The sequence below is a fragment of the Xanthomonas sp. NCPPB 2922 genome (assembly GCF_041520885.1).
In the GTDB taxonomy this organism is placed as follows: domain Bacteria; phylum Pseudomonadota; class Gammaproteobacteria; order Xanthomonadales; family Xanthomonadaceae; genus Xanthomonas; species Xanthomonas campestris.
Genome location: NZ_JBGOFY010000003.1, coordinates 232,663 through 251,812, shown reverse-complemented (window position 1 = coordinate 251,812; position 19,150 = coordinate 232,663). Strand labels below are relative to the sequence as shown.

Genomic DNA, 19,150 nt, shown 5'->3' with positions numbered 1-19,150 from the left:
CGCGCTGCGGTAAACCTACGCTACCGGATGGTGTAGTGCGTCCGGGCCGCGCTGGTCCTTTCCGCAGTTCCGTTTTGGAGGTGGATGATGGTTCGCACGCAATCGCAGGTTTCTTCCCGTCCCCTTGGCATCGACACCTCGCGCGTCCTGGCGATGAGCACGGCCGTGGCGCTGCATCTGCTGGCCGGTGGCTTGTTGTTGATCCCGTTGTCGCACCACCAGGTCATGCAACCGCCCACGCCGAAGGAGCGCTGGCTGATGCCGATCACCGTGCCGGCGACGCCGCCCCCGCCGCCGCTCGTGTTTCCGGTCGAGGTGACGTTCAAGGCGCCCAGCACGCACACGCCCGTCATTGCCGACCCGGTGGTGAAGCAGCCATCGGTGACGCAGACAGCGGTGGTCGACACCGCGCACGTGGCGTTGGAGGCAGTGTCGGATACGGCGCCGACCATCAGCGCCCCGGCCGCCCCCCCTTCAAGCGGGCCGGTGGACGCCGGGCAGCTGCACTATCTCAGCGCGCCCGCACCGAGCTATCCGGTGGCGGCACTGCGCGCCGGGCAACAGGGCACGGTGATGCTGCGCGTGCTGGTCGGTACCGACGGCCGCCCGGCCGAAGTGAGCGTACAGACCAGTAGCGGTCACCGCGCGCTCGATCTGGCCGCGCGTAGCCAGGTACTGCGCAGTTGGCGCTTCCAGCCGGCAATGCAGAACGGCCAGGCGGTGCAGGCCTACGGGTTGGTGCCGGTGAGCTTTTCGTTGAATTGAAGCGTTGACCGACGCGGCGGCCTGCAACTGCAGCCGCCGCACTGCTGCCAATCCCCACCTGCCGCCCCTCCTGCCGAGCAGGCATGCGTGCTCGGCAGCAAGCGTAACCACCGACGCTGCCGTGTCGGTGGCCTTTTGCGTCATCCAGGGAAGGCCGGCGATGACCTGCCACATCAACAGGCTTGAAGCGACCAACACGGGGCCGGCTAGTGACCAGGCGTCATCCCCGCCGGCACGATCAAAATGGCAACGACGCGGGGGTACACGCTGGACGCGACTCCCGAACGCCTCCCTCTGGACACAGCGCAATCGGCGACCAGGCACTTGATGAAGTTAGCTGCACGGCGCTCGCCATGACGCGCGATGGTGAGGACGCCCTGCCTGCTTGAAATAGCGACGACGCGTGTACAAGCAGGCCGCAACTGCCGAGTGCATCAAGCTGGACGCTGCACAATCAGCGCTCGGTTGCGCTGATCAGGCCCTCTGCACAGCACGTGCCATGACAGCGCTACGCGCGATGGTAAGGATGATTGGCCAGCATCGCGGCCGCGCGGTAGAGCTGCTCGGCGACGATCAGGCGCACCAGCATGTGCGGCAACGTCAGCGGGCCGATCGACCAGCTCTCGTTGGCGCTCTTCACCACGTCGGCGGCATGGCCCTCGGGCCCGCCGATCAGAAAGGCCAGATCGCGGCCCTGCCCGCGCCAATGTTCCATGCGCTGGGCCAGCTGTTCGGAACTGAGCGGGCGCCCGGGCACATCGAGCGCGACCACATGCGCATTCTTGGGAAGCGCCGCCAGCACGCGGCGCCCTTCGTCGTCGATGGCGCGTTGCGCGTCGCGGCCCTTGCCGCGCAGGCCGGGCTCGATCTCGACCAGCTCCAGCGGCATCCAGTGCGAGAGACGTTTCTGATATTCGGCAAAGCCCTGCGCCACCCAGGCCGGTGCGCGCTCGCCGGTGGCGATGAGTCGGCATTTCATCCGTACATGATATCCGCGTCACAGCCTGGGCAGTCCGTGGCGATTTGCCGTTGTGTGTCATGGCGTGGTTACAGGCGGCAATTAGTGTCGCCCGACCACCCAGCCCGCAGGAGTCGTTCGATGCATGTTTTCGATCCCGCCCGTCGCCAGGTCCTCAAAGGCAGCGCCGCCGTGATGGCCGCCGGTGCCCTTGGCAGCCTGAGCGCATTGCAGTCGCGCCAGGCCCAGGCCGCCACCACGCCCTCCATGCGCCTGGCGCCGGTGCCCAGCCGTTACGGCCCGCTCGCGCCGGTCGCCGACCAGAGCACCGGTCTGCCCTTGCTGCAGCTGCCGCGCGGCTTCAGCTACCGCTCGTTCGGTTGGAGCGGCGACCGCATGGACGATGGCCAACCCTGCCCCGACCGGCATGACGGCATGGCCGTGGTCAGCCTGCGTCGGCCCGGCTGGCGCCCCGGCACCGATGGCCTGCGCGGCCTGGAATACGTGCTGATCCGCAACCACGAGCGTGGCGCCGCCAGCCAGTTCCGTGCGCCGGCGATGTACGACACCGGCATCGTCAGCGGCACCGCGCAGGCCGGCGGCGGCACCACCACGCTGAGCTATGGGCGGCGCGGCTGGGGCAGCCTGGAACCGAGCCTGGGCGGCACCCTGGTCAATTGCGCCGGCGGTCCGACGCCCTGGGGCACCTGGCTGAGCTGCGAAGAGATCAAGACCAATGCGGTCTCCAGCACCGGGCGCAAGCACGGCTACGTGTTCGAAGTGGACCCGGACAGCCACCGCACCACCGGCCGGCCGCTGGTCGGGCTGGGCCGCTTCAGCCATGAGGCGGTGGCGATCGACCCGCGCACCGGCATCGTCTATCTCACCGAAGACGACCGCAACAAGGCCGGCTTGTACCGCTTCATTCCCAACGACCGCCGCGGCCGCAACGGCTCGCTGGAGAACGGCGGCCGGCTGCAGGCCGCGCGCGTGCGTGGCAAGCGCAACGCCGACCTCACCGTGGCCAGCATCGGCCAGCAGTTCCAGCTGGAATGGGTCGACATCGAAGAGCCGGATCTGGACAGCATCGCCGCACCGGCGGGCTTTGCCGACATCGGCGCCAACGACACCCTGAGCGGCCCGTTCGCGCAGGCCTGGACCGATGGCGCGCTGCGCATGAGCCGCGGCGAAGGTATCTGGTACAGCTACGGCAAGCTGTTCATTGTCGACACCAGCACCGGCGTGGATGCACAGGGCCGGCGCGGCTACGGCAATGGCGCGGTGTGGGTGCTGGACCTGTTTACCCAGCGGCTCAGCGCGCTGTTCGTCAGCGGCAACCAGCTGGCGGCGCATAACCCGGACAACGTCACCGTCAGCGCGCGCGGTGGCGTGGTGCTGTGCGAAGACGGCGGCGAGAGCCCGGACGAATACGGCCCGGGCGCGCGTCTGCTGGGCCTGACCCGCAATGGTGAGTCGTTCTATCTAGCCAAGAACAACGTGCAGCTGACCTCGCAGCAGATCGCCGATGCCGGCAAGACCATTGCCGAGGGCGACTACCGCGACACCGAGTTCTGCGGCGCCTGCTGGGACCCGCTCGCGCAGACGTTGTTCGTCAACATCCAGACCCCGGGGATCACGCTGGCCATCACCGGCCCGTGGGAGCGCGGGCCGCTATAAGCCGCCCGACCACGCGCAAACACGAACGGCGCCCGAGGGCGCCGTTCGTTGGTGTGACGCAGCTGCGCAGACTTAAGCCTGCTCGTCGTCCGCCTCTTCCAGATCGGACGGACGCTGGTCGCCAACAGTCCACAAGCGCTCCAGCGCATAGAACTCGCGCACGCGCGGCAGCATCACATGCACCACCACATCGCCCAGGTCCACCAGCACCCACTCTGCCTCGCGCTCGCCTTCCACGCCCAGCGGCATCACGTCCAGACGCTTGGCGAACTTCACCACTTCTTCGGCGATCGACTTCACGTGGCGGGTCGAGGTGCCCGATGCCACCACCATGTAATCGCAGACGCTGGACTTGCCGCGCACGTCGATCTCGACCACGTCCTTGGCTTTCAGCTCCTCGACGGCCTCACGCACGGTGGCCAACAGGGCCGGCACGGACGGCGGCGGGTTCGGAATGGAGGTCTTGATGACTTGGGCTTGGCTGGTCAAAGCAGGCAACTCGATAGATTTGGGTGAATTATAGGCAAGTCCGGCCGCTCGCGTGTTCAGCTAGCCGGCCGAACGCAGCCATACAGGCCTTCTTCGGCGATAAATGCGGCAACCGCCGGCGGCACCAGCTCCTGCCATTGGCCACCGGCGGCAATGCGGCTGCGCACCGCGCTGGCCGATTCGCCGCGCAACGGATGCGGCAGCCGCCATAGCCGACCAGCCGGTGCGGTGAGCAGGTCGCGCGCGTCGGTGGCCCACCGGCCCTGCACCGCCTGCGCCAGCACCGGCGCATCGGCCAGGTCCAGCGCCGTGCCTGGGCGCGCAGCGATCACCAGATGCGCCAGCCCGAAGAGTTCGGTCCACTCATGCCAGCCGGGCAGGCCCACAAAGGCATCGGCACCCAGCAGCCAGGCGACGGGCGTGGCGGGCCCAAGCTGGGCGCGCACCTCGTGCAGGGTGTCCACCGTGTAGGACGGCGCCCCGCCCTGCGCGGCGCGGCGCACCTCGCGGGTATCCAGCAGCAGCCCGGGGAGATCGGCCAGGGCCAGTTCCAGCATGCGGGTGCGCTGCGTGGCAGTGGCACCGGGCGCGGGGCGATGTGGCGGGTCTGCGGCCGGCACCAGATGCACCTGCGCGCCGAGCGCATCGCGTGCGGCGCAGGCAATGGCCAGGTGGCCGAGATGGATCGGGTCGAAGGTGCCGCCGTAGTAGAGGTGGAGCTTGGGGCGGGAATCGGCAATCGGCAATCGGCAATCTGTGTGGGACCGGGATTCGGGATTGGGGATTTGGGATCCGGGAAGAAGCGCCTCTGACGCGGCGGCCTGCGCGTGGGTGGCTGCTGACCTAGGAGCGACGCCGGTGGGAGGGGCCGTCCGTGCGCCTTGCGCTGCGGTTGGAGGCTCTCGCTCTGCGGCGCCGGCGCCCCGCTCAGCAGTTCCGGCCTGCCCCGCTGTCACGCCAGCAATCTCACCGCGCGGGCTTCGGCGACAGCGACCAGCAGGCGTTCCAGCGCCACCCAGGGGTCACCCTCGGCGCGGCCCTTGGCCATGCGATCGACCAGCCCGGCCTCGGCGACGAAGCGTTCCCACCGGCGCGGCTCGGGATGCCGCTGCAAGGCGCGCTTGAACGGTGCCTGGCGGGATTCCCAGATGCCCTGGGCCTTCATTTCGGCGCCCAGGTTGCCGCCGCCGGCCTGCACCTTGGCCAGGGAGGCGGTGCGCAGCAATTCCTTGATCAGGATGGGCATCAGCGCCGCGACTGCCTCGCCTTCGGCGCGCAGGCCGGCGAGCATGCGCACCACCGCGGCCGGCTGCCCGGAAAAAGTGGTTTCGGCCAGGCGGAAGACGTCGTAACGGGCGGCATCGGCCACCAGCGATTCCATCGCCTCCAGATCCAGCACCTTGCCATCGGCCAGCAAGGCGAGCTTGTCGATCTCCTGCGCGGCGGCCAGCAGGTTGCCTTCCACCCGCTCGCTCAGCCGCTGCACCGCGGCCGCATCGGCGCGCAAGCCCTGCGCACGTAGGCGGCGCTCGATCCAGTCCGATAACTCATGCGGTTTGATCGCCCAGGCCACGGCGATGGTGCCGATCCGCCCGACCGCATCGGCCCATTTGCCCTGGTGCGCCTTGCTCCAGTCGTTGGCGGTGATCAGTAGCACCACGTCCGGCGGCGGGTTGGCGCAGAACCGGGTGATGACCTCGGCGCCGTCCTTGCCCGGCTTGCCGCTGGGCATGCGTACCTCGACCAGGCGGCGCGGGCTGAACAGGCTGGGCGCATTGAAGCTGGCGTCCAGCTGGTTCCAGTCGAACTCACGCCCGTCGGCGTCGAACACTTCGCGTTCACTGATGCCTTCGGCGCGCGCGCGGGCGCGCACCGCGTCGGCGGCCTCCAGCACACGCAAGGTTTCCGGGCCGGCAATCAGATAGACCGGCTGCAACGGCTGGCTGGACTGGCCGGCCAGCTGCTCTGGGCGAAGTTCCATGGACGAAAAGCGCGCGAGCGCTTAGTTGTTGTTCGACGGCTGCGGTGCGGGCGGCAGCGAGGCCGGCACGCTCGACTCCGGCGTGCCGGACGGCTGCACCGGCGGCGTGGTGCTGGGCTGCAGCGGCGCGGTAGGCGTGCTTTCCAGCGATTCGCCGCGCTCCACGCGGGCGCGCACCACGCTGTCGATGCGGCGCAGGATCGAGGCGGACATGTCCTTGCGCAGCTCGTCGGCCAGGATCTCGCGCTCGGTCGCGGTACCGGTGGCGTCCACCGGCGGCGACACGTAATCACGCGACAGCTCGATCACCTGCTGCGGCACCAGGATTGCGCCGTTGGCGGTGGTCACCGTGAAGATCGCCGCATAGCGCAGGCTGAACTCCTGCGCACGGCCCTGGCTGTCGATGGCGATCGGCAGATCGCCCCAGCGCTCGGACAACACCTGCACCTTCGCAAAGCCGCTCTTGGCGTCGTCGTCGGCCAGGGTGGCGCCGGCGGCCTTCAGGCCACGGCGCAGCAGTTTGGCCAGCTCGCTGTATTGCAACGCCGACTGCACCTTGACCGCGGGCGTATCCGGCGGCAGCGCCAACGAATTGCGCAGGTGGAAGCCGCAGGCGGTGAGGCTCGAGACAAGCACGAGGGAGGCGGCGAAGGCAGTAGGAAATCGGATCATGGGCACAGTCTGGAGGAGCGCCCCGGCGGCGGCAACAGGCGGCTAGCCTGCCCGAGACGGCGTGAACGGGGCTTGAGAGGGCGCCGCACTACATTGCGGCGCCCGGAAATGAAAAACGCGTCGCCGCGCGCCAGTGAACTGAATCACCGGGAACACGGCAACAGATCTGACAAACGTCGCCACGCGCCAGTGCGATGATTGCCATGAACCGCCTGAGCAATCTCTCCGCGCGCGTCACCACGCACCAGTGGAGTTCCTCACGGGAACGCGGCAACACCCGCAACGGCGCATTGCAACTGACCAACGCAATGCATCGCCAGCAACACAGGTAAAACCTGAGCTACCGTCGCCAGAAGCCGATCCGACAAATCGGCCGGATCGGGCCTGGCAACCCGGCACTACGCAGCACTCAGCCCGCCACGATATTCACGATCTTGCCGGGCACGATGATGATCTTGCGCACGCTCAGGCCGTCCAGGAACTTGGCTGCGTTCGGCTCGGCCAGCGCCAGTGCTTCGATCTGCTCGCGCGCTGCGTCGGCGGCCACCTCGATGGTGCCACGCAACTTGCCGTTGACCTGGATCGCCAGCGTCAGCGCATCACGCACCAGCGCCGCCGCATCGACCTGCGGGAACGGCACGTTTTCCAGCAGCGTTTCGCCACGGCCCAGCACCTGCCACAGCGCATGACTGGCGTGCGGGGTGATCGGGTTGAGCAGCAGCACCATCGCTTCCAGCGCTTCCTGGCGCACGGCGTGCCCCTGCGCACTGGCGTCGTCGAACTTGGCCAGCGCGTTGGACAACTCCATCACCGCGGCAATGGCGGTGTTGAAGCTGTGGCGGCGGCCGTAGTCGTCGTCCACCTTGCCGATGGTTTCGTGGGTCTTGCGGCGGATCGCCTTCTGCTCGGCACTCAGGCTGGCGACATCCAATGCAGCAGCAGCGCCCTCGCCCACATGCTTGTGCACCTGCACCCACAGCCGGCGCATGAAGCGCGCCATGCCGTCGACACCGGCCTCGTTCCATTCCAGCGACTGCTCGGGCGGTGCGGCGAACATCGAGAACAGGCGCACGGTGTCGGCGCCGTACTTGGCCACCATGGCCTGCGGGTCCACGCCATTGTTCTTGGACTTGGACATCTTCTCGGTGCCACCGATATGAACCGGCTGGCCGTCGGCGATCAGGCTGGCGCCGACCACGCGCCCACGCTCATCGCGCTGGATTTCCACATCGGCCGGGTTGATCCAGTCCTTGCCGCCGTTGTCGGCGTCGCGATAGAACGTCTCGGCGATGACCATGCCCTGGGTGAGCAGGTTGGTCACCGGCTCGTCGCTATCCACCAGCCGCGCGTCACGCATGAGCTTGTGATAGAAGCGGAAATACATCAGGTGCAGGATCGCGTGCTCGATGCCGCCCACGTACAGGTCGGCCGGCATCCAGTAGTTGGCGCGGCGGTCGACCATGTCGCGTGCGTTCGGGCTGGTGTAACGCGCCACGTACCAGCTCGACTCCATGAAGGTGTCGAAGGTGTCGGTTTCGCGCTCGGCCGGGCCGCCGCACTCCGGGCAGGTGGTCTGGCGCCAGGTGGGGTCGGTCTTGATCGGCGAACCGGTGCCGGCAAATTCCACGTTTTCCGGCAGCACCACCGGCAGTTGGTCTTCCGGCACCGGCACCGCGCCGCACTTGGCGCAGTAGATCACCGGAATCGGGCAGCCCCAATAGCGCTGGCGGCTCACGCCCCAGTCGCGCAGGCGGTAATTGATGCGGCGCTGGCCCTGGCCCTTGCGCTCGAAGCGCTCGGCCAATGCTTCGAAGGCGCCGTAGTAATCCAGGCCATCGAACTCGGCAGAGTTGATCAACTCCAGCTGGCGGCTCTTGTCGGTGTACCAGTCGCGCCACTGCGTGGCATCCCAGGCCTGTTCGTCCTCATTGCGTGGCTCACGCAGCTTGACCACCTGCACGATCGGCAGGCCGTACTTGTTGGCGAATTCGAAATCGCGCTGGTCGTGACCCGGCACCGCCATCACCGCGCCGGTGCCGTAGCCCATCAGCACGAAGTTGGCCACCCACACCGGCACTTCCTCGCCGCTGATCGGATGCACCGCGGTCAGGCCGGTGGCCATGCCGCGCTTTTCCTGGGTTTCCAGCTCGGCTTCGGACACGCCGCCGTGCTTGAGCGTCTCCAGCATGCTGGCCAGTTCCGGATTGGACTTGGCCGCGTGCTGCGCCAGCGGATGTTCGGCGGCGATGGACACAAAGGTCACGCCCATCAAGGTGTCCGGGCGGGTGGTGAACACGCGCAGCGGATCCAGCGCGGCACCGGTGGTGTCGCGCACGTCGAACTGGATTTCCAGCCCTTCCGAGCGGCCGATCCAGTTGCGCTGCATGGTCTTGACCGAATCCGGCCAGCCGTCCAGCTGATCCAGGCCGTCGAGCAGTTCCTGCGCGTAATCGGTGATGCGCAGGAACCACTGCGGAATCTCGCGCTTTTCCACCAGCGCGCCAGAACGCCAGCCGCGGCCATCGATCACCTGCTCGTTGGCCAACACGGTCTGGTCGATCGGGTCCCAGTTCACCACCGCGTTGCGGCGATAGGCCAGGCCCTTGCGCATCAGCCGGGTGAACATGCGCTGCTCGTGCACGTAATAGTCCGGCGTGCAGGTGGCGAACTCGCGCGACCAGTCGATCGCATAGCCCAGCGATTTCAGCTGCGCGCGCATGTGTTCGATGTTGGCGTAGGTCCACTTGGCCGGCGCGGTCTTGTTCTTGATCGCGGCGTTTTCGGCCGGCAGGCCGAACGCATCCCACCCCATCGGCTGCAGCACGTTGTGCCCGGTCATGCGCTTGTAGCGGCTGACCACGTCGGAGATGGTGTAGTTGCGCACATGCCCCATGTGCAGCGCACCGGAGGGGTACGGCAGCATCGACAGGCAATAGAACTTCGGTTTGTCCGAGTTCTCGTCGACCTGGAAGGCGCGGGTGGCATCCCAGAACTGCTGGGCGGAGGTTTCGACCTGCTGGGGGTCGTAGGCGTTCGGTTCGACGGTGGACATTGGGAGCAGATGCTCGGGCGGTGCAAAGCGGTACAGGGTACCGCAGTGCAGCAGGTGCTCCAAACCGCTGGCTCAGACCGGGCGGCTACCCGGCCGCACCAGCGCCGGCCAGGACCAGCCCGCCACCGCCAACCAGCCCACCCAGGCCAGGAACGCCACGCGCTGGGCCACGGCCTGGCGCAGCAACCCGGGCGGGCCGAACGACAGCACCGCCACCAGCAGGCCGGCGGCCAGGCTCAGCCACGCCAGCGCGCGCATGCCGGGCTGGTTGAGCAACTGCGCGGCAATCAACAGCATGCCGGGGACGAAAGCCACCGCCCACAGCAGCCAGGCGGTGGCATGCGACTGGCTGGCGCGCCCGTCCAGGTCGGTGGGATCCAGCGGCAACAGGCCCATGCCGATGAAGGCCAGGCCCGCCAGTACGATCAACTGCCCACCCACGCGCAGGCTCCAGCCGGCCTTGGGCGGCATGCGGGCGAGCAGGCTGATGCCGGTGGCCATGCCCAGCCCGCCCACCAGCACGAACGCCAGCAGATTGAAGCCCAGCGCATGCGGCACCCCGGCTGCGCCCAGCAATGCCACCGGGTGGCTGCCCTGCAGGTAGCCGGGAAGCGCGGCTCCGAATCCAGCCACTGCCAGCACAAAGGCAGTGGCGGCGATCAAGCCCAGGTACCGCTGCAAACCCTCGATGATCGCCATTGCCCTGCTCCACGTCGCGGCGCGCACCACGCCAGAGCACGGCATTGTCGTGCGCGGCGGTCGCGGCGTGAACCCCTGGCGGCGGCAACGCTGGCCTTGTCTGGGCCGGGTTTGCCACCATTACGGTCCACTGTTGCCGTCATTCTCCTGGAAACCCATGTCCGACAAAGCGCATGTATTCGATGTCACCACCGACACCTTCGAGACCGAGGTCCTGCAGAAATCGTTGACGACACCGGTGCTGGTGGACTTCTGGGCCACCTGGTGCGGGCCATGCAAATCGCTGACCCCGATCCTGGAAAAGCTGGCAGCCGACTACAACGGCGCCTTCGAGCTGGCCAAGGTCGACGTGGACAAGGAGCAGCAGATCGCTGCGGCCTTCCAGATCCGTTCGGTTCCCACCGTGTTCCTGGTCAAGGGTGGCGAACTGGTGGACGGCTTCCCGGGCGCCATGCCGGAAGGCCAGATCCGCGAGTTCCTGACCCAGCACGGCGTGCTGCCGGCCGAGCCGCAGGTGGCCGAAGAGGTTCCGCTGGCACCGCTGGACCCGCAGGCGCAGGTCGCCGCGCTACGCGAGGCAATCGCCGCCGAGCCGGACAAGGACGAACTCAAGCTGGACCTGGCGCTGGCGCTGCTCAAGACCGGCGACACGCTCGAGGCCGAGCAGTTGATCGACGCCCTGCCCGCCAACCTGGCCACCGACGACCGCGCCGTGCGCGCCAAGGCGCGACTGGGCTTTGCGAACGTGCTCAAGGATGCGCCCGACGCCGCCGCTCTGCAGACTACGGTGGCCGCCGATGGCAGCGACCTGCACGCGCGCCATCTGCTCGGGGTCCGTCACCTGCTCGACGGCGACGACGAAGCGGCGCTGGAGCAGTTTCTGGAAATGCTGCGCCAGAACCGCGGTTTCGAGGACAACCTGCCGCGCCGTAGCCTGATCGACGCGTTCCGCGTGATCGAGGACGAAGACCTGGTGGGCCGCTACCGCCGCAAGATGTCGGCGCTGTTGTTCTGATCCTCCGCGCTGCAGATGCCGGCCCTTGCGGCCGCATCTGCAGCGCGACGTGCCTTCGGCGTTACTCCATACGCATACGAATGTTATTCTCGGCGCTGGCCTGGAGAGCTGACGTCGAGCATGCGCGCACCCTTGTTCAAATTCGGCCTCAACCTGTGGCCGCCGTTCCTGTTCGCGGGTATCCACGTCACCGTGTTGTCGGCCGATTACCGCTACACGCGGGTCGAGCTGCGCCAGCGGCCATGGAACCGCAACTACGTGGGCACGCATTTCGGCGGCAGCCTGTTCGCCATGACCGACCCGTTCTGGATGCTGCTGGTGATGCAGAACCTGGGCCGCGATTACTACGTCTGGGACAAGGCCGGCAGCATCGACTTCATCAAGCCCGGCCGTGGCACGGTGACCGCGGACTTCGTGCTCGACAACGCCATCCTCGACACCCTCCGCAGCGCCACCGACAGCGGCGAAAAATACCTGCACTGGTTCGACACCGACGTGCACGACCGCAGCGGTGATGTGGTTGCGCGCGTGCGTAAGCAGCTCTACGTCAAGCGCAAACCGCAGCGCTGACGAGCGCAAGAAATGCGCGTCACAGCAGGCCGTAGACGAGGTCGATTACCGTCCTCACCACGTGAGTGATGCGTCTTTGCAATGCAAAAAGAAGCGTTGAAACGCTCACGATGCATTTGCGCTGCGATGGTGAATCTAGGCACTCCAAACCCACACACACGGACTGCCTCCCATGAAAGCGATCAATGTCATCACCCTCGTGCTTCTTATCGTCGGCGGATTGAACTGGGGCCTGGTCGGCCTGTTCCAATTCGATCTGGTTGCCGCGCTGTTTGGCGGACAAGACGCGGCCCTGTCGCGCGTGGTGTACACACTGGTCGGCCTGTCTGCGCTGTGGCAGCTGATCCCGCTGTTCCGCAACAACCATGCGCCGGCACAGCACCACACCAGCCCGCACGTGCGTAACCACTAAGCGCAGCTAGCAACAACGACGCCGTTTTGTTAGCCGCTCCAACGTTGCATCGGCGGCGCGCTGAGCCGGTTGTGTCCAGACAGCTGACTTATCGTGCCGCTGCTGCATTTGCATCCTTACAACGCCGGGCTTCGTGCCGGCGTTGTGGTGCTGGCGTATGGCATAGGGAGCGCACCGCCCTTTGCGTTGGCGCGCCGCGTCGGCAAGAATCAGTCACCTCCCCGCCGGCTGCCTTCATGCTTCTGCGCACCCTCGCTTCTGCCTGCCTGCTCGCCCTGTTGCTGCCAACTGCTGCCAGCGCTGCCTACCGAAGCCCACAGCAATTGCTCGACGCCTCGCCCGCCTCCGCATGGCGCGTCCTGGATCCCGAGCGCACGCTGTATCTGGAACTGGACAGCGGCCGGGTGATCATCGAACTGGCTCCGCAGTTCGCGCCGGCGCATGTGGGCAACATCCGTACCCTGGCGCATGAGCGCTTCTGGGACGGGCTGAGCATCTATCGCTCGCAGGACAATTTTGTGGTGCAGTTCGGCGACCCCGACGGCGAGACGCCGGCCAAGGCCAAATCGCTGGGATCGGCGAAAACGCATCTGCCGGCCGAATTCGAACGCGCCTCGCAGGGCCTGGATTTCCAGCGCCTGCCCGACAGCGACGGCTGGGCACCGCAGGTCGGCTTCGTCGACGGTTTTCCGGCGGGCCGCGATCCGGCCAGCGGCAAGACCTGGCTGGCGCATTGCTACGGCACCTTGGGCGCGGGCCGCAATAACGATGAAGACAGCAGCATCGGCGCCGAGCTCTACGTGGTCACCGGTCAATCGCCTCGTCAGCTGGACCGCAACATCACCGTGGTCGGCCGCGTGGTCAAGGGCATGGAATTGTTGAGCGTGATTCCGCGCGGACCTGATCCAATGGGCTTTTACGAAGACGCCGCACAGCGCACCACGCTGCGCGCGATCCGGCTCGCCAGCGAGGTGCCGTTGCCCGAGCGCACGCCGCTGCAATTACTGCGCACCGACAGCCAGACCTTTCGCGACGTGGCCGAAGCACGCCGCAACCGCAAGGACGATTTCTACAAGCGACCGGCCGGGCATATCGATCTGTGCAATGTGCCGTTGCCGGTGCGGACGCCGCCTGCGGCGTGAATGGGGAATCGGGAATGGGGAATCGCAGGAGCGGATTGCTGCGAATTCTCGAACACTGCCGATGCTTAGCGTGCGCGTTGGCTGAAGGCCACGCTGCCGAGGATCAATACCGCGGCCAGCAGCATGGTCCAGGTCAGTGCCTCGCCCAATAGTGCCCAGGCCAGCAGCGCGCCGAATACCGGCACCAGATAGGTGACGGTGGAGGCGCGCGCGGGGCCGATGCGCTGGATCAGGCGGTAATACATCAGGAAGGCCAGCCCGGTGCACACCACGCCCAGTGCACCGGCGCAGGCCCACGCGCTGGCCGGCACCGGCGCGCTCGGCCACTGCCACCACGCCACCGGCGCCAGCAGCAGCGCACTGCACCCCAATGTAGAGGCTGCCGACGCTGCCGGCGGCAGATCGCCCATGTGGCGTTTCACCAGGTTGTAGCCGATGCCATACAGCAGCGACGCAGTGGCGCCGGCCAACGCGGCCGGCCCCACGCTGAGCCCGGCGGACTTGCCGGTGGCCAGTACCAGCACGCCGATGAAGCCGATCAACAGTGCCACCGCGCGGCGCGTGCCGATGCGTTCGCCAAAGAACACAAACGCGATCAGGGCAGTGAACAACACCGTCATCGCGTTGCAGATCGCGCCCACCGCCGCGGGCGCATGCTGCGCACCCCAGGCGAACAGCAGGAACGGCAAGGCCGAATTGAGCACACCGATGGCGGCCAGCATCGGCCAACGGTGCAGCGGGAAGCGGCTGCGCGCCACCCACAAAAACGGCAACAACACCGTGGCACCCAGCGCGAGACGAATTTCCACCAGTGCGGCGGCGCCGAAATGCGGCGCGGCCACGCGCATGAACAGGAACGAGCAGCCCCATACGATTCCCAGGAACACCAGTTCCAGCGGGGTGCGCCAATCGCGCACTCCCAGCGCTGGTTGCAGTGACGGCTGTGCACTCATGCGTGCGCCCTCCTGACCTGCAGTGCGCCAGTGCGCACGCGTGAAAGAACATCGGGCAGGCGAGCGGTCATGGCGCGGGATCGAGGTGGGGAGCGACAAAGCATCCGCGTACATCGCAGGCGCGACAAGCGCGTAGTATCGGGGCGAGCCACAAATCTCACTCATGCCTCATGCACCTGCGCCCTACCTTGCTGCCTGCGCTCGGCGTCTTCGCCGCAGCCGCGCGCCACCAGAACTTCGCCCATGCGGCGGAAGAACTGCACCTCACCGCCAGCGCGGTGAGCCATCACGTGCGCAAGCTCGAGGCACTGCTCGGTGCAACCTTGTTTCAGCGGCTGCCGCGCGGCGTGATGCTCACCGCCGAAGGACGCCAGCTGGCCGATGCCGCCAGCGCGGCGCTGGCCGAGATCGCGGCGGTGGCAGGCAATCTGCATCCGCGCGAAGACGCCATCCCGTTACGCGTGACCACGCTGCGCTCACTGTCGTATTGCTGGTTGTTGCCGCGCCTGCCGCGGTTCTGTCGCCTGCACCCGCATATCCGCCTGGACCTGCAATCGGACCCGGCATTCTCGCGCTTCGAGGAAGGCGGGCCGGAAGTGGGCATCCGCTACGGCCAGGGCGCCTGGCCGGGGTTGACCTCGCACCACCTGATGGACGACGAACTGTTCCCGGTGGCCTCGCCCTCGTTGCCCGAAGTGGCCGCATTGCAGACGCCGGCGCAGATTGCGCAACTGCCGCTGTTGTCGGACATGTCGCCGCAGGGCTGGCGCGACTGGTTCCGCGCGGCGCAGGTGCGCGGCACCACGCTGCCGCCGATGCACACCTTCAACGACAGCACCGATGCGATGCGCGCGGCCGTGTACGGACTGGGCGCGGTGCTGGCACGCAAGCACATTGCCCAACCGTATCTGCAGCGCTATGAGCTGGTACGCCTGCCCGGCCCGACCTTGAAGGCGCGCTACGCCTACTACATCGTGCACCCCAGCCATCGCGCGCCCAGCCCGGCGGCCACCGTGTTCATCGACTGGCTCAAACGCGAAGCACTGGACGAGCGCACGCCGATGCCGGCACTGCCCGCCGAACTGCTGGCATTGCCCACCGGCGAGACCGCGCACGCGCCGGACAGACGGCGGCGATCGCGCCGTGCGCCGGCAACCGAGTGAGCCTTCGCCGCAGGTAGTGCATCGCCATCTGCAACTGCGCCGCGATGTCTCCCGTTGTGCAAGCGATCCAATCAGTCTGCCGCCCAGTGGCGCGTCAGGCGGCTGCGAAAGCAACAGTAGACGTGCACGCCAACACGGCCTTGCACCGCACTTCCGCCTCTCCAAACAGGGACGGGCGACGCTCCCAGTTCGACCCGCCAGTAAAAATCGCTTGACACCTCGCACACCAAGCGAGTTAATTAGCTAATTCGTTAATTAGCTAAGCCATCATGTCGATCGATCGCATTTTCGAAGCCCTGGCATCGCGACCACGTCGCGAGATCCTGGCCTATCTGTCGGCGCAGGAACTGACCGCTGGCCAGATCGGCGAGCGCTTTGCGATGAGTGCGCCCGCCATTTCGCGGCATCTGTCGGTGTTGTCGGCGGCTGGCCTGGTCAGCAGCGAACGGCGCGGCCAGTTCGTGGTGTACCGGCTGACCCCGGACAACATGGTCAACACGCTCAGCGGTTTCGCCTTCGAGGTCTGCCCCAAGGCCGGTCCGTTGCAACGCGAATCGCGCAAATTAGCCAAGAAACCGCGCTGACTCCCGCTCTTCGTCGTGACTGCAAGGATTGCCATGTACCCACAACAGGTTGTTGCCGAAGCGAGTTTCCCCCGCGTGTTGCTGCCCTCCTGCAGCGGCGGGCGGCCGGTGGAAGTGATCCTGATCGCCCAGCTGGATCCAGGCGCCGGCGACGGCCTGATCGCGCAGGCCGGCCGGCGGCAACAGCAGCACCCGGCCCATCACGCTGCGCTGGACGAGCCATCGGCGCAGCTGTCGGCACCGGACTTCCAGCTGGGCGACCCGGCCTCGCTGTTCTCGTTTTCGGTCGGCCCGCAGGGGCACCCGTTCCACTGCCATGCCGGCAACCGCGTGTTCACTGCGGTGACCGGCAGCGGTGGCGCGCAGTTGCGGTTCTCCACCGCTTCGGCGCGGCAGATTGCGCAGGATCCGCAGGCCTTCCTGCACGCGTTGCGCCATGTGGACCTGCCCGGCGACAGCCTGTTCACGGTGCGCTTTGGCGGTGGCACCTGGCATCAGTTCGTGCCGGCGCGCGGCAGCGCGAACCATTCGGCGTTGTTCGCCCTGTCCTGCCATCCCGATGAAGCCGCGGGTGCGCTGGACAGCGCACAGCAGGCGTTGGTCAGCAGTGGCCAGGCCACCATCGCCAGCCTCACCGAGCTGCTGCCGGCGGCGGTCACCGCATTGCTGGAATCGGACCAGTTCCGTACCAGCGAGGTGCCGACCACCGCGCTGTCCTTCAACGTCAGACCACAGAGCTGGCAGCAGCGTGCATGCGCCCGTGCGCGGCGCTGGGCCGGTCGCCTGCGCCAGGCCCTGGCGCTGACGCAACGTGGCGGCTTCGTGGCCACCAGTGCGCCGGCACCGCGTGTGCGCGCACTGCCCACCGTGGCAGAGGATGCGCTGCTGCACGCGCACTTCAGCGCGCCGGTGCACTACCAGGACAGCCATCAGGTGCAGCTGGATACCCGCCAGCTGCGCAGCGACCGGCTGCCGGAGCTGATGTGCGACCTGCTGCAGGCCTTCATCGACCAGCCACCGAGCGGGGTGAGCGGATTGATGCGGCTGCGCAACCTGATGGTCAGACCGCTGGGGCTGCGCACCTCGCCGCTGGGTTGCCCGGTGTCGTCGTTACTGGACCCGCATGCAGCGCAGCGGTTCGCCGGCCGTTACCCGGTGCTGGCCCACCGCAGCGACGCCGATGGCCGGCAGGTGCAGGTGCTGCTGGGCGCGGACGACAAACACGTGCGTTTCCGCTCGGCGATCAGCGTGCGCCGCACCGGTGAACACACGCTCGCGGTGACCATGGCTACGCAGGTGCATTGCCGCAACCTGTTCGGGCACCTGTACATGGCGGCGATCCACCGCACCCATCGTCACTACATCATGCCGGCCATGCTCGGCAGCGCCGCACGGCAGGTGCTGGAGACGGCGCAGCACGCGCAGGCAAGCTGGCGCCCGCAGCCGGCATGAAACGCATGACGCGGAGGCGGCAGGCCATCACCTTGCCTTTGCCTGCCGCTACCTAGGCTTTGCGTTCCCACCACTCAGGACCAACGCCCATGCCGACTCTTCGCATGCGTATCACCGGCACCGACGACGATGCCCGCGCCATTGGCAATCTGTTGCAGAGCATCGAAGGCATCGAGCACGTCGAGGAAGTCGACGATCTGATGCCGCACCTGGACGATGACGACTCCAGTTCGGCAGGTCTGTCCGACGACGAAGGTCCGGGCACGCACGAATTCGAAGTGGAAGCCGGCAACGAATCCACCGCGCAAAAGGTGCGCGACGCCGTGCAGGAACTGGCGCTGCAGCTGGATGTGTTCATTGAATTCGAGGTCGACGAGGGCTGAGAGCGGCTAACAAAACGTAGCGAGCAGCCGTCAGGTGGGTGCGGACGGCGCGGAGAAACCGGAGTGTACGTGGGTACATGCCGATTCCGAGCACCGGCCGCGCCCGCCTGGCGGCTGCGCAGTAGTTTTGATAGCTGCTCTAAGCCCGCATCGCACTGCCGCATCTGGGCAGGCCAGCGCTGTGCGTCGGCCTGCCTGACGCGTCACACCACCCGGCGGCGCCGCGCCCGCCAGCGCCACGCCAGCCGCAGCAACCAGCCGACAATGGCCAGCACCACCACGACCGGCACCAGTGCCGCCACCGCACGGATGACGAAGGCTACGCTGGACGCAAACACCTGACCGAACTCGGCAGCCGCTTCGGCAATCTCGCCGCGGCCCTGTTCGCCGCTTGTCCCGCGGAACTCGATGGTCAGCAACTGCGTGCGCACGCGGCGCTGCTGTTGCACAGCCTGTTGCTGGGTCTGCTGCGCTTCGGCTTCGATCTCGGCCAGCCGCTTGGACAAGGCCAGCAGATCCGTCACCGCCAGGTCATGCCGCTGTTGCAACTGCAGCAGCCGGGCATGTTCGTTTTGCAGGCGCGCTTGCGCCAGACCGGTGTCGGCAATTTGCTGCGCCAGGTCTTCGGCATGCGTGGTGCGCGCGGCCACATCGCCTTGCTGGCCAGCCAGCTGCACCAACGGGTCCACGCCGTCTGGCGCCACGCGCACGCGAATGCTGCCGCTGGGCGCGCGCCCGCCTTCCTGCGACACCGCCAGCAATGCGCAATCGCCGTACTGCGCCGACTGGCAGGCAGTGCGCACCGCGGTGATGCGCGGGCCGATCTGGTCGGCGGCCAACTCGATCCGCACCTCGTGCTCATACGCCAGCAAATTGCCCTGGCCGGACGGCGGCGCCGCCGGCGCAGCGGCTCCGCCGGCAAGCTCGCGCTGCTGTTTCGCGCAGCCTGCCACCAGGCCACAGGACAACAACGCCAGCAGCACCGTGCGCAGCGCAGCGCTCATCGGCTGGCTCCTTCGGCAGCATGGCACGGCGAGCAATTGCAGCCGTCCACGCCACGGATGGGGGTTTCGGTGTGCAGATCGAACGCGATGCGTCCGCAATCAAAACTGCCGGTGTCGTGCATGGTCCACCTCCTTGGAAGGTGACCAGGGTAAACCAATGGCGGATGCGGCCGGCAGCC

General features: G+C 67.3%; 20 protein-coding genes and 1 other RNA gene. 10 read left to right on the top strand and 11 right to left on the bottom strand.

Annotated features, from left to right (window positions below; translation table 11 throughout):
• Nucleotides 1-84 precede the first annotated feature (84 nt).
• Nucleotides 85-765, top strand: coding sequence for an energy transducer TonB (locus ACD584_RS05890; protein WP_011037742.1), 681 nt, complete (start codon nt 85-87; stop codon nt 763-765).
• Between the two features lie 508 nt (nt 766-1,273).
• Here ACD584_RS05890 and rlmH read toward each other — a convergent pair.
• Nucleotides 1,274-1,744 carry a 23S rRNA (pseudouridine(1915)-N(3))-methyltransferase RlmH gene (gene rlmH, locus ACD584_RS05885; RefSeq protein ID WP_011037743.1) on the bottom strand — a complete coding sequence of 157 codons (471 nt, stop codon included), beginning with the start codon at nt 1,742-1,744 and terminating at the stop codon, nt 1,274-1,276.
• 120 nt (nt 1,745-1,864) lie between these two features.
• Here rlmH and ACD584_RS05880 point away from each other — a divergent pair, with 120 nt between their 5' ends.
• Nucleotides 1,865-3,400 (top strand): alkaline phosphatase PhoX, encoded by a 1,536-nt coding sequence (locus ACD584_RS05880; RefSeq protein WP_076036712.1) that lies wholly within the window; start codon nt 1,865-1,867, stop codon nt 3,398-3,400.
• Nucleotides 3,401-3,472: 72 nt separating this feature from the next.
• Here the strand turns inward: ACD584_RS05880 and rsfS are convergent, their stop codons facing one another.
• From rsfS to ACD584_RS05850, 6 genes are all read right to left on the bottom strand, one after another.
• Nucleotides 3,473-3,889: a ribosome silencing factor gene (gene rsfS / locus ACD584_RS05875; protein ID WP_014508300.1), complete on the bottom strand. Its 417-nt coding sequence runs from the start codon at nt 3,887-3,889 to the stop codon at nt 3,473-3,475.
• Nucleotides 3,890-3,945: 56 nt separating this feature from the next.
• Complete coding sequence (gene nadD / locus ACD584_RS05870; protein ID WP_228438021.1) at nt 3,946-4,674, bottom strand: nicotinate-nucleotide adenylyltransferase; 729 nt, start codon at nt 4,672-4,674, stop codon at nt 3,946-3,948.
• A 167-nt stretch (nt 4,675-4,841) separates the two neighbouring features.
• The gene (gene holA / locus ACD584_RS05865; RefSeq protein WP_070690565.1) at nt 4,842-5,870 is read right to left on the bottom strand and encodes a DNA polymerase III subunit delta; all 1,029 of its coding nucleotides are present in this window, start codon (nt 5,868-5,870) and stop codon (nt 4,842-4,844) included.
• A 21-nt stretch (nt 5,871-5,891) separates the two neighbouring features.
• On the bottom strand, nt 5,892-6,542 hold the full coding sequence (gene lptE / locus ACD584_RS05860) for an LPS assembly lipoprotein LptE (RefSeq protein WP_040941001.1): 651 nt from the start codon (nt 6,540-6,542) through the stop codon (nt 5,892-5,894).
• A 409-nt stretch (nt 6,543-6,951) separates the two neighbouring features.
• The gene (leuS, locus tag ACD584_RS05855; protein ID WP_076037830.1) at nt 6,952-9,594 is read right to left on the bottom strand and encodes a leucine--tRNA ligase; all 2,643 of its coding nucleotides are present in this window, start codon (nt 9,592-9,594) and stop codon (nt 6,952-6,954) included.
• Between the two features lie 72 nt (nt 9,595-9,666).
• Entirely contained in the window at nt 9,667-10,293 is a 627-nt protein-coding gene (locus tag ACD584_RS05850) for a DUF998 domain-containing protein (protein WP_014508306.1), read from the bottom strand.
• Nucleotides 10,294-10,450: 157 nt separating this feature from the next.
• Between ACD584_RS05850 and trxA the strand changes: the two genes are divergently transcribed.
• From trxA to ACD584_RS05830, 4 genes are all read left to right on the top strand, one after another.
• Nucleotides 10,451-11,308, top strand: coding sequence for a thioredoxin (gene trxA, locus ACD584_RS05845; protein ID WP_011037752.1), 858 nt, complete (start codon nt 10,451-10,453; stop codon nt 11,306-11,308).
• Between the two features lie 120 nt (nt 11,309-11,428).
• On the top strand, nt 11,429-11,878 hold the full coding sequence (locus ACD584_RS05840; protein ID WP_076036710.1) for a DUF4442 domain-containing protein: 450 nt from the start codon (nt 11,429-11,431) through the stop codon (nt 11,876-11,878).
• A gap of 172 nt (nt 11,879-12,050) precedes the next feature.
• Nucleotides 12,051-12,290, top strand: a complete 240-nt coding sequence (locus ACD584_RS05835) for a DUF378 domain-containing protein (RefSeq protein ID WP_042598290.1) — start codon at nt 12,051-12,053, stop codon at nt 12,288-12,290.
• A gap of 236 nt (nt 12,291-12,526) precedes the next feature.
• Nucleotides 12,527-13,432: a peptidylprolyl isomerase gene (locus ACD584_RS05830; RefSeq protein ID WP_076036709.1), complete on the top strand. Its 906-nt coding sequence runs from the start codon at nt 12,527-12,529 to the stop codon at nt 13,430-13,432.
• Nucleotides 13,433-13,497: 65 nt separating this feature from the next.
• Here ACD584_RS05830 and ACD584_RS05825 read toward each other — a convergent pair whose 3' ends face one another.
• Complete coding sequence (locus ACD584_RS05825; protein ID WP_011037756.1) at nt 13,498-14,385, bottom strand: DMT family transporter; 888 nt, start codon at nt 14,383-14,385, stop codon at nt 13,498-13,500.
• A 170-nt stretch (nt 14,386-14,555) separates the two neighbouring features.
• On the opposite strand from ACD584_RS05825, the gene ACD584_RS05820 reads away from it, so the two are divergent.
• From ACD584_RS05820 to ACD584_RS05805, 4 genes are all read left to right on the top strand, one after another.
• Entirely contained in the window at nt 14,556-15,548 is a 993-nt protein-coding gene (locus tag ACD584_RS05820; RefSeq protein ID WP_011037757.1) for a LysR substrate-binding domain-containing protein, read from the top strand.
• Nucleotides 15,549-15,817: 269 nt separating this feature from the next.
• Nucleotides 15,818-16,132: a metalloregulator ArsR/SmtB family transcription factor gene (locus ACD584_RS05815; RefSeq protein WP_012437889.1), complete on the top strand. Its 315-nt coding sequence runs from the start codon at nt 15,818-15,820 to the stop codon at nt 16,130-16,132.
• A gap of 117 nt (nt 16,133-16,249) precedes the next feature.
• Complete coding sequence (locus tag ACD584_RS05810; RefSeq protein WP_228438020.1) at nt 16,250-17,584, top strand: DUF2867 domain-containing protein; 1,335 nt, start codon at nt 16,250-16,252, stop codon at nt 17,582-17,584.
• A gap of 89 nt (nt 17,585-17,673) precedes the next feature.
• A complete protein-coding gene (locus tag ACD584_RS05805; RefSeq protein WP_014508313.1) occupies nt 17,674-17,967 on the top strand; it encodes a hypothetical protein in 294 nt (97 codons plus the stop codon).
• Nucleotides 17,968-17,971: 4 nt separating this feature from the next.
• On the opposite strand, the gene ACD584_RS05800 is transcribed toward ACD584_RS05805, so the two are convergent.
• From ACD584_RS05800 to ACD584_RS05790, 3 genes are all read right to left on the bottom strand, one after another.
• Nucleotides 17,972-18,046: non-coding RNA, sX9 sRNA (locus ACD584_RS05800), on the bottom strand.
• A gap of 124 nt (nt 18,047-18,170) precedes the next feature.
• Nucleotides 18,171-18,971, bottom strand: a complete 801-nt coding sequence (locus ACD584_RS05795; RefSeq protein WP_076036708.1) for a DUF4349 domain-containing protein — start codon at nt 18,969-18,971, stop codon at nt 18,171-18,173.
• Nucleotides 18,968-19,093 carry a hypothetical protein gene (locus ACD584_RS05790; RefSeq protein ID WP_016944354.1) on the bottom strand — a complete coding sequence of 42 codons (126 nt, stop codon included), beginning with the start codon at nt 19,091-19,093 and terminating at the stop codon, nt 18,968-18,970. The genes ACD584_RS05795 and ACD584_RS05790 overlap by 4 nt, the downstream gene beginning before the upstream one ends.
• Nucleotides 19,094-19,150: the final 57 nt, after the last annotated feature.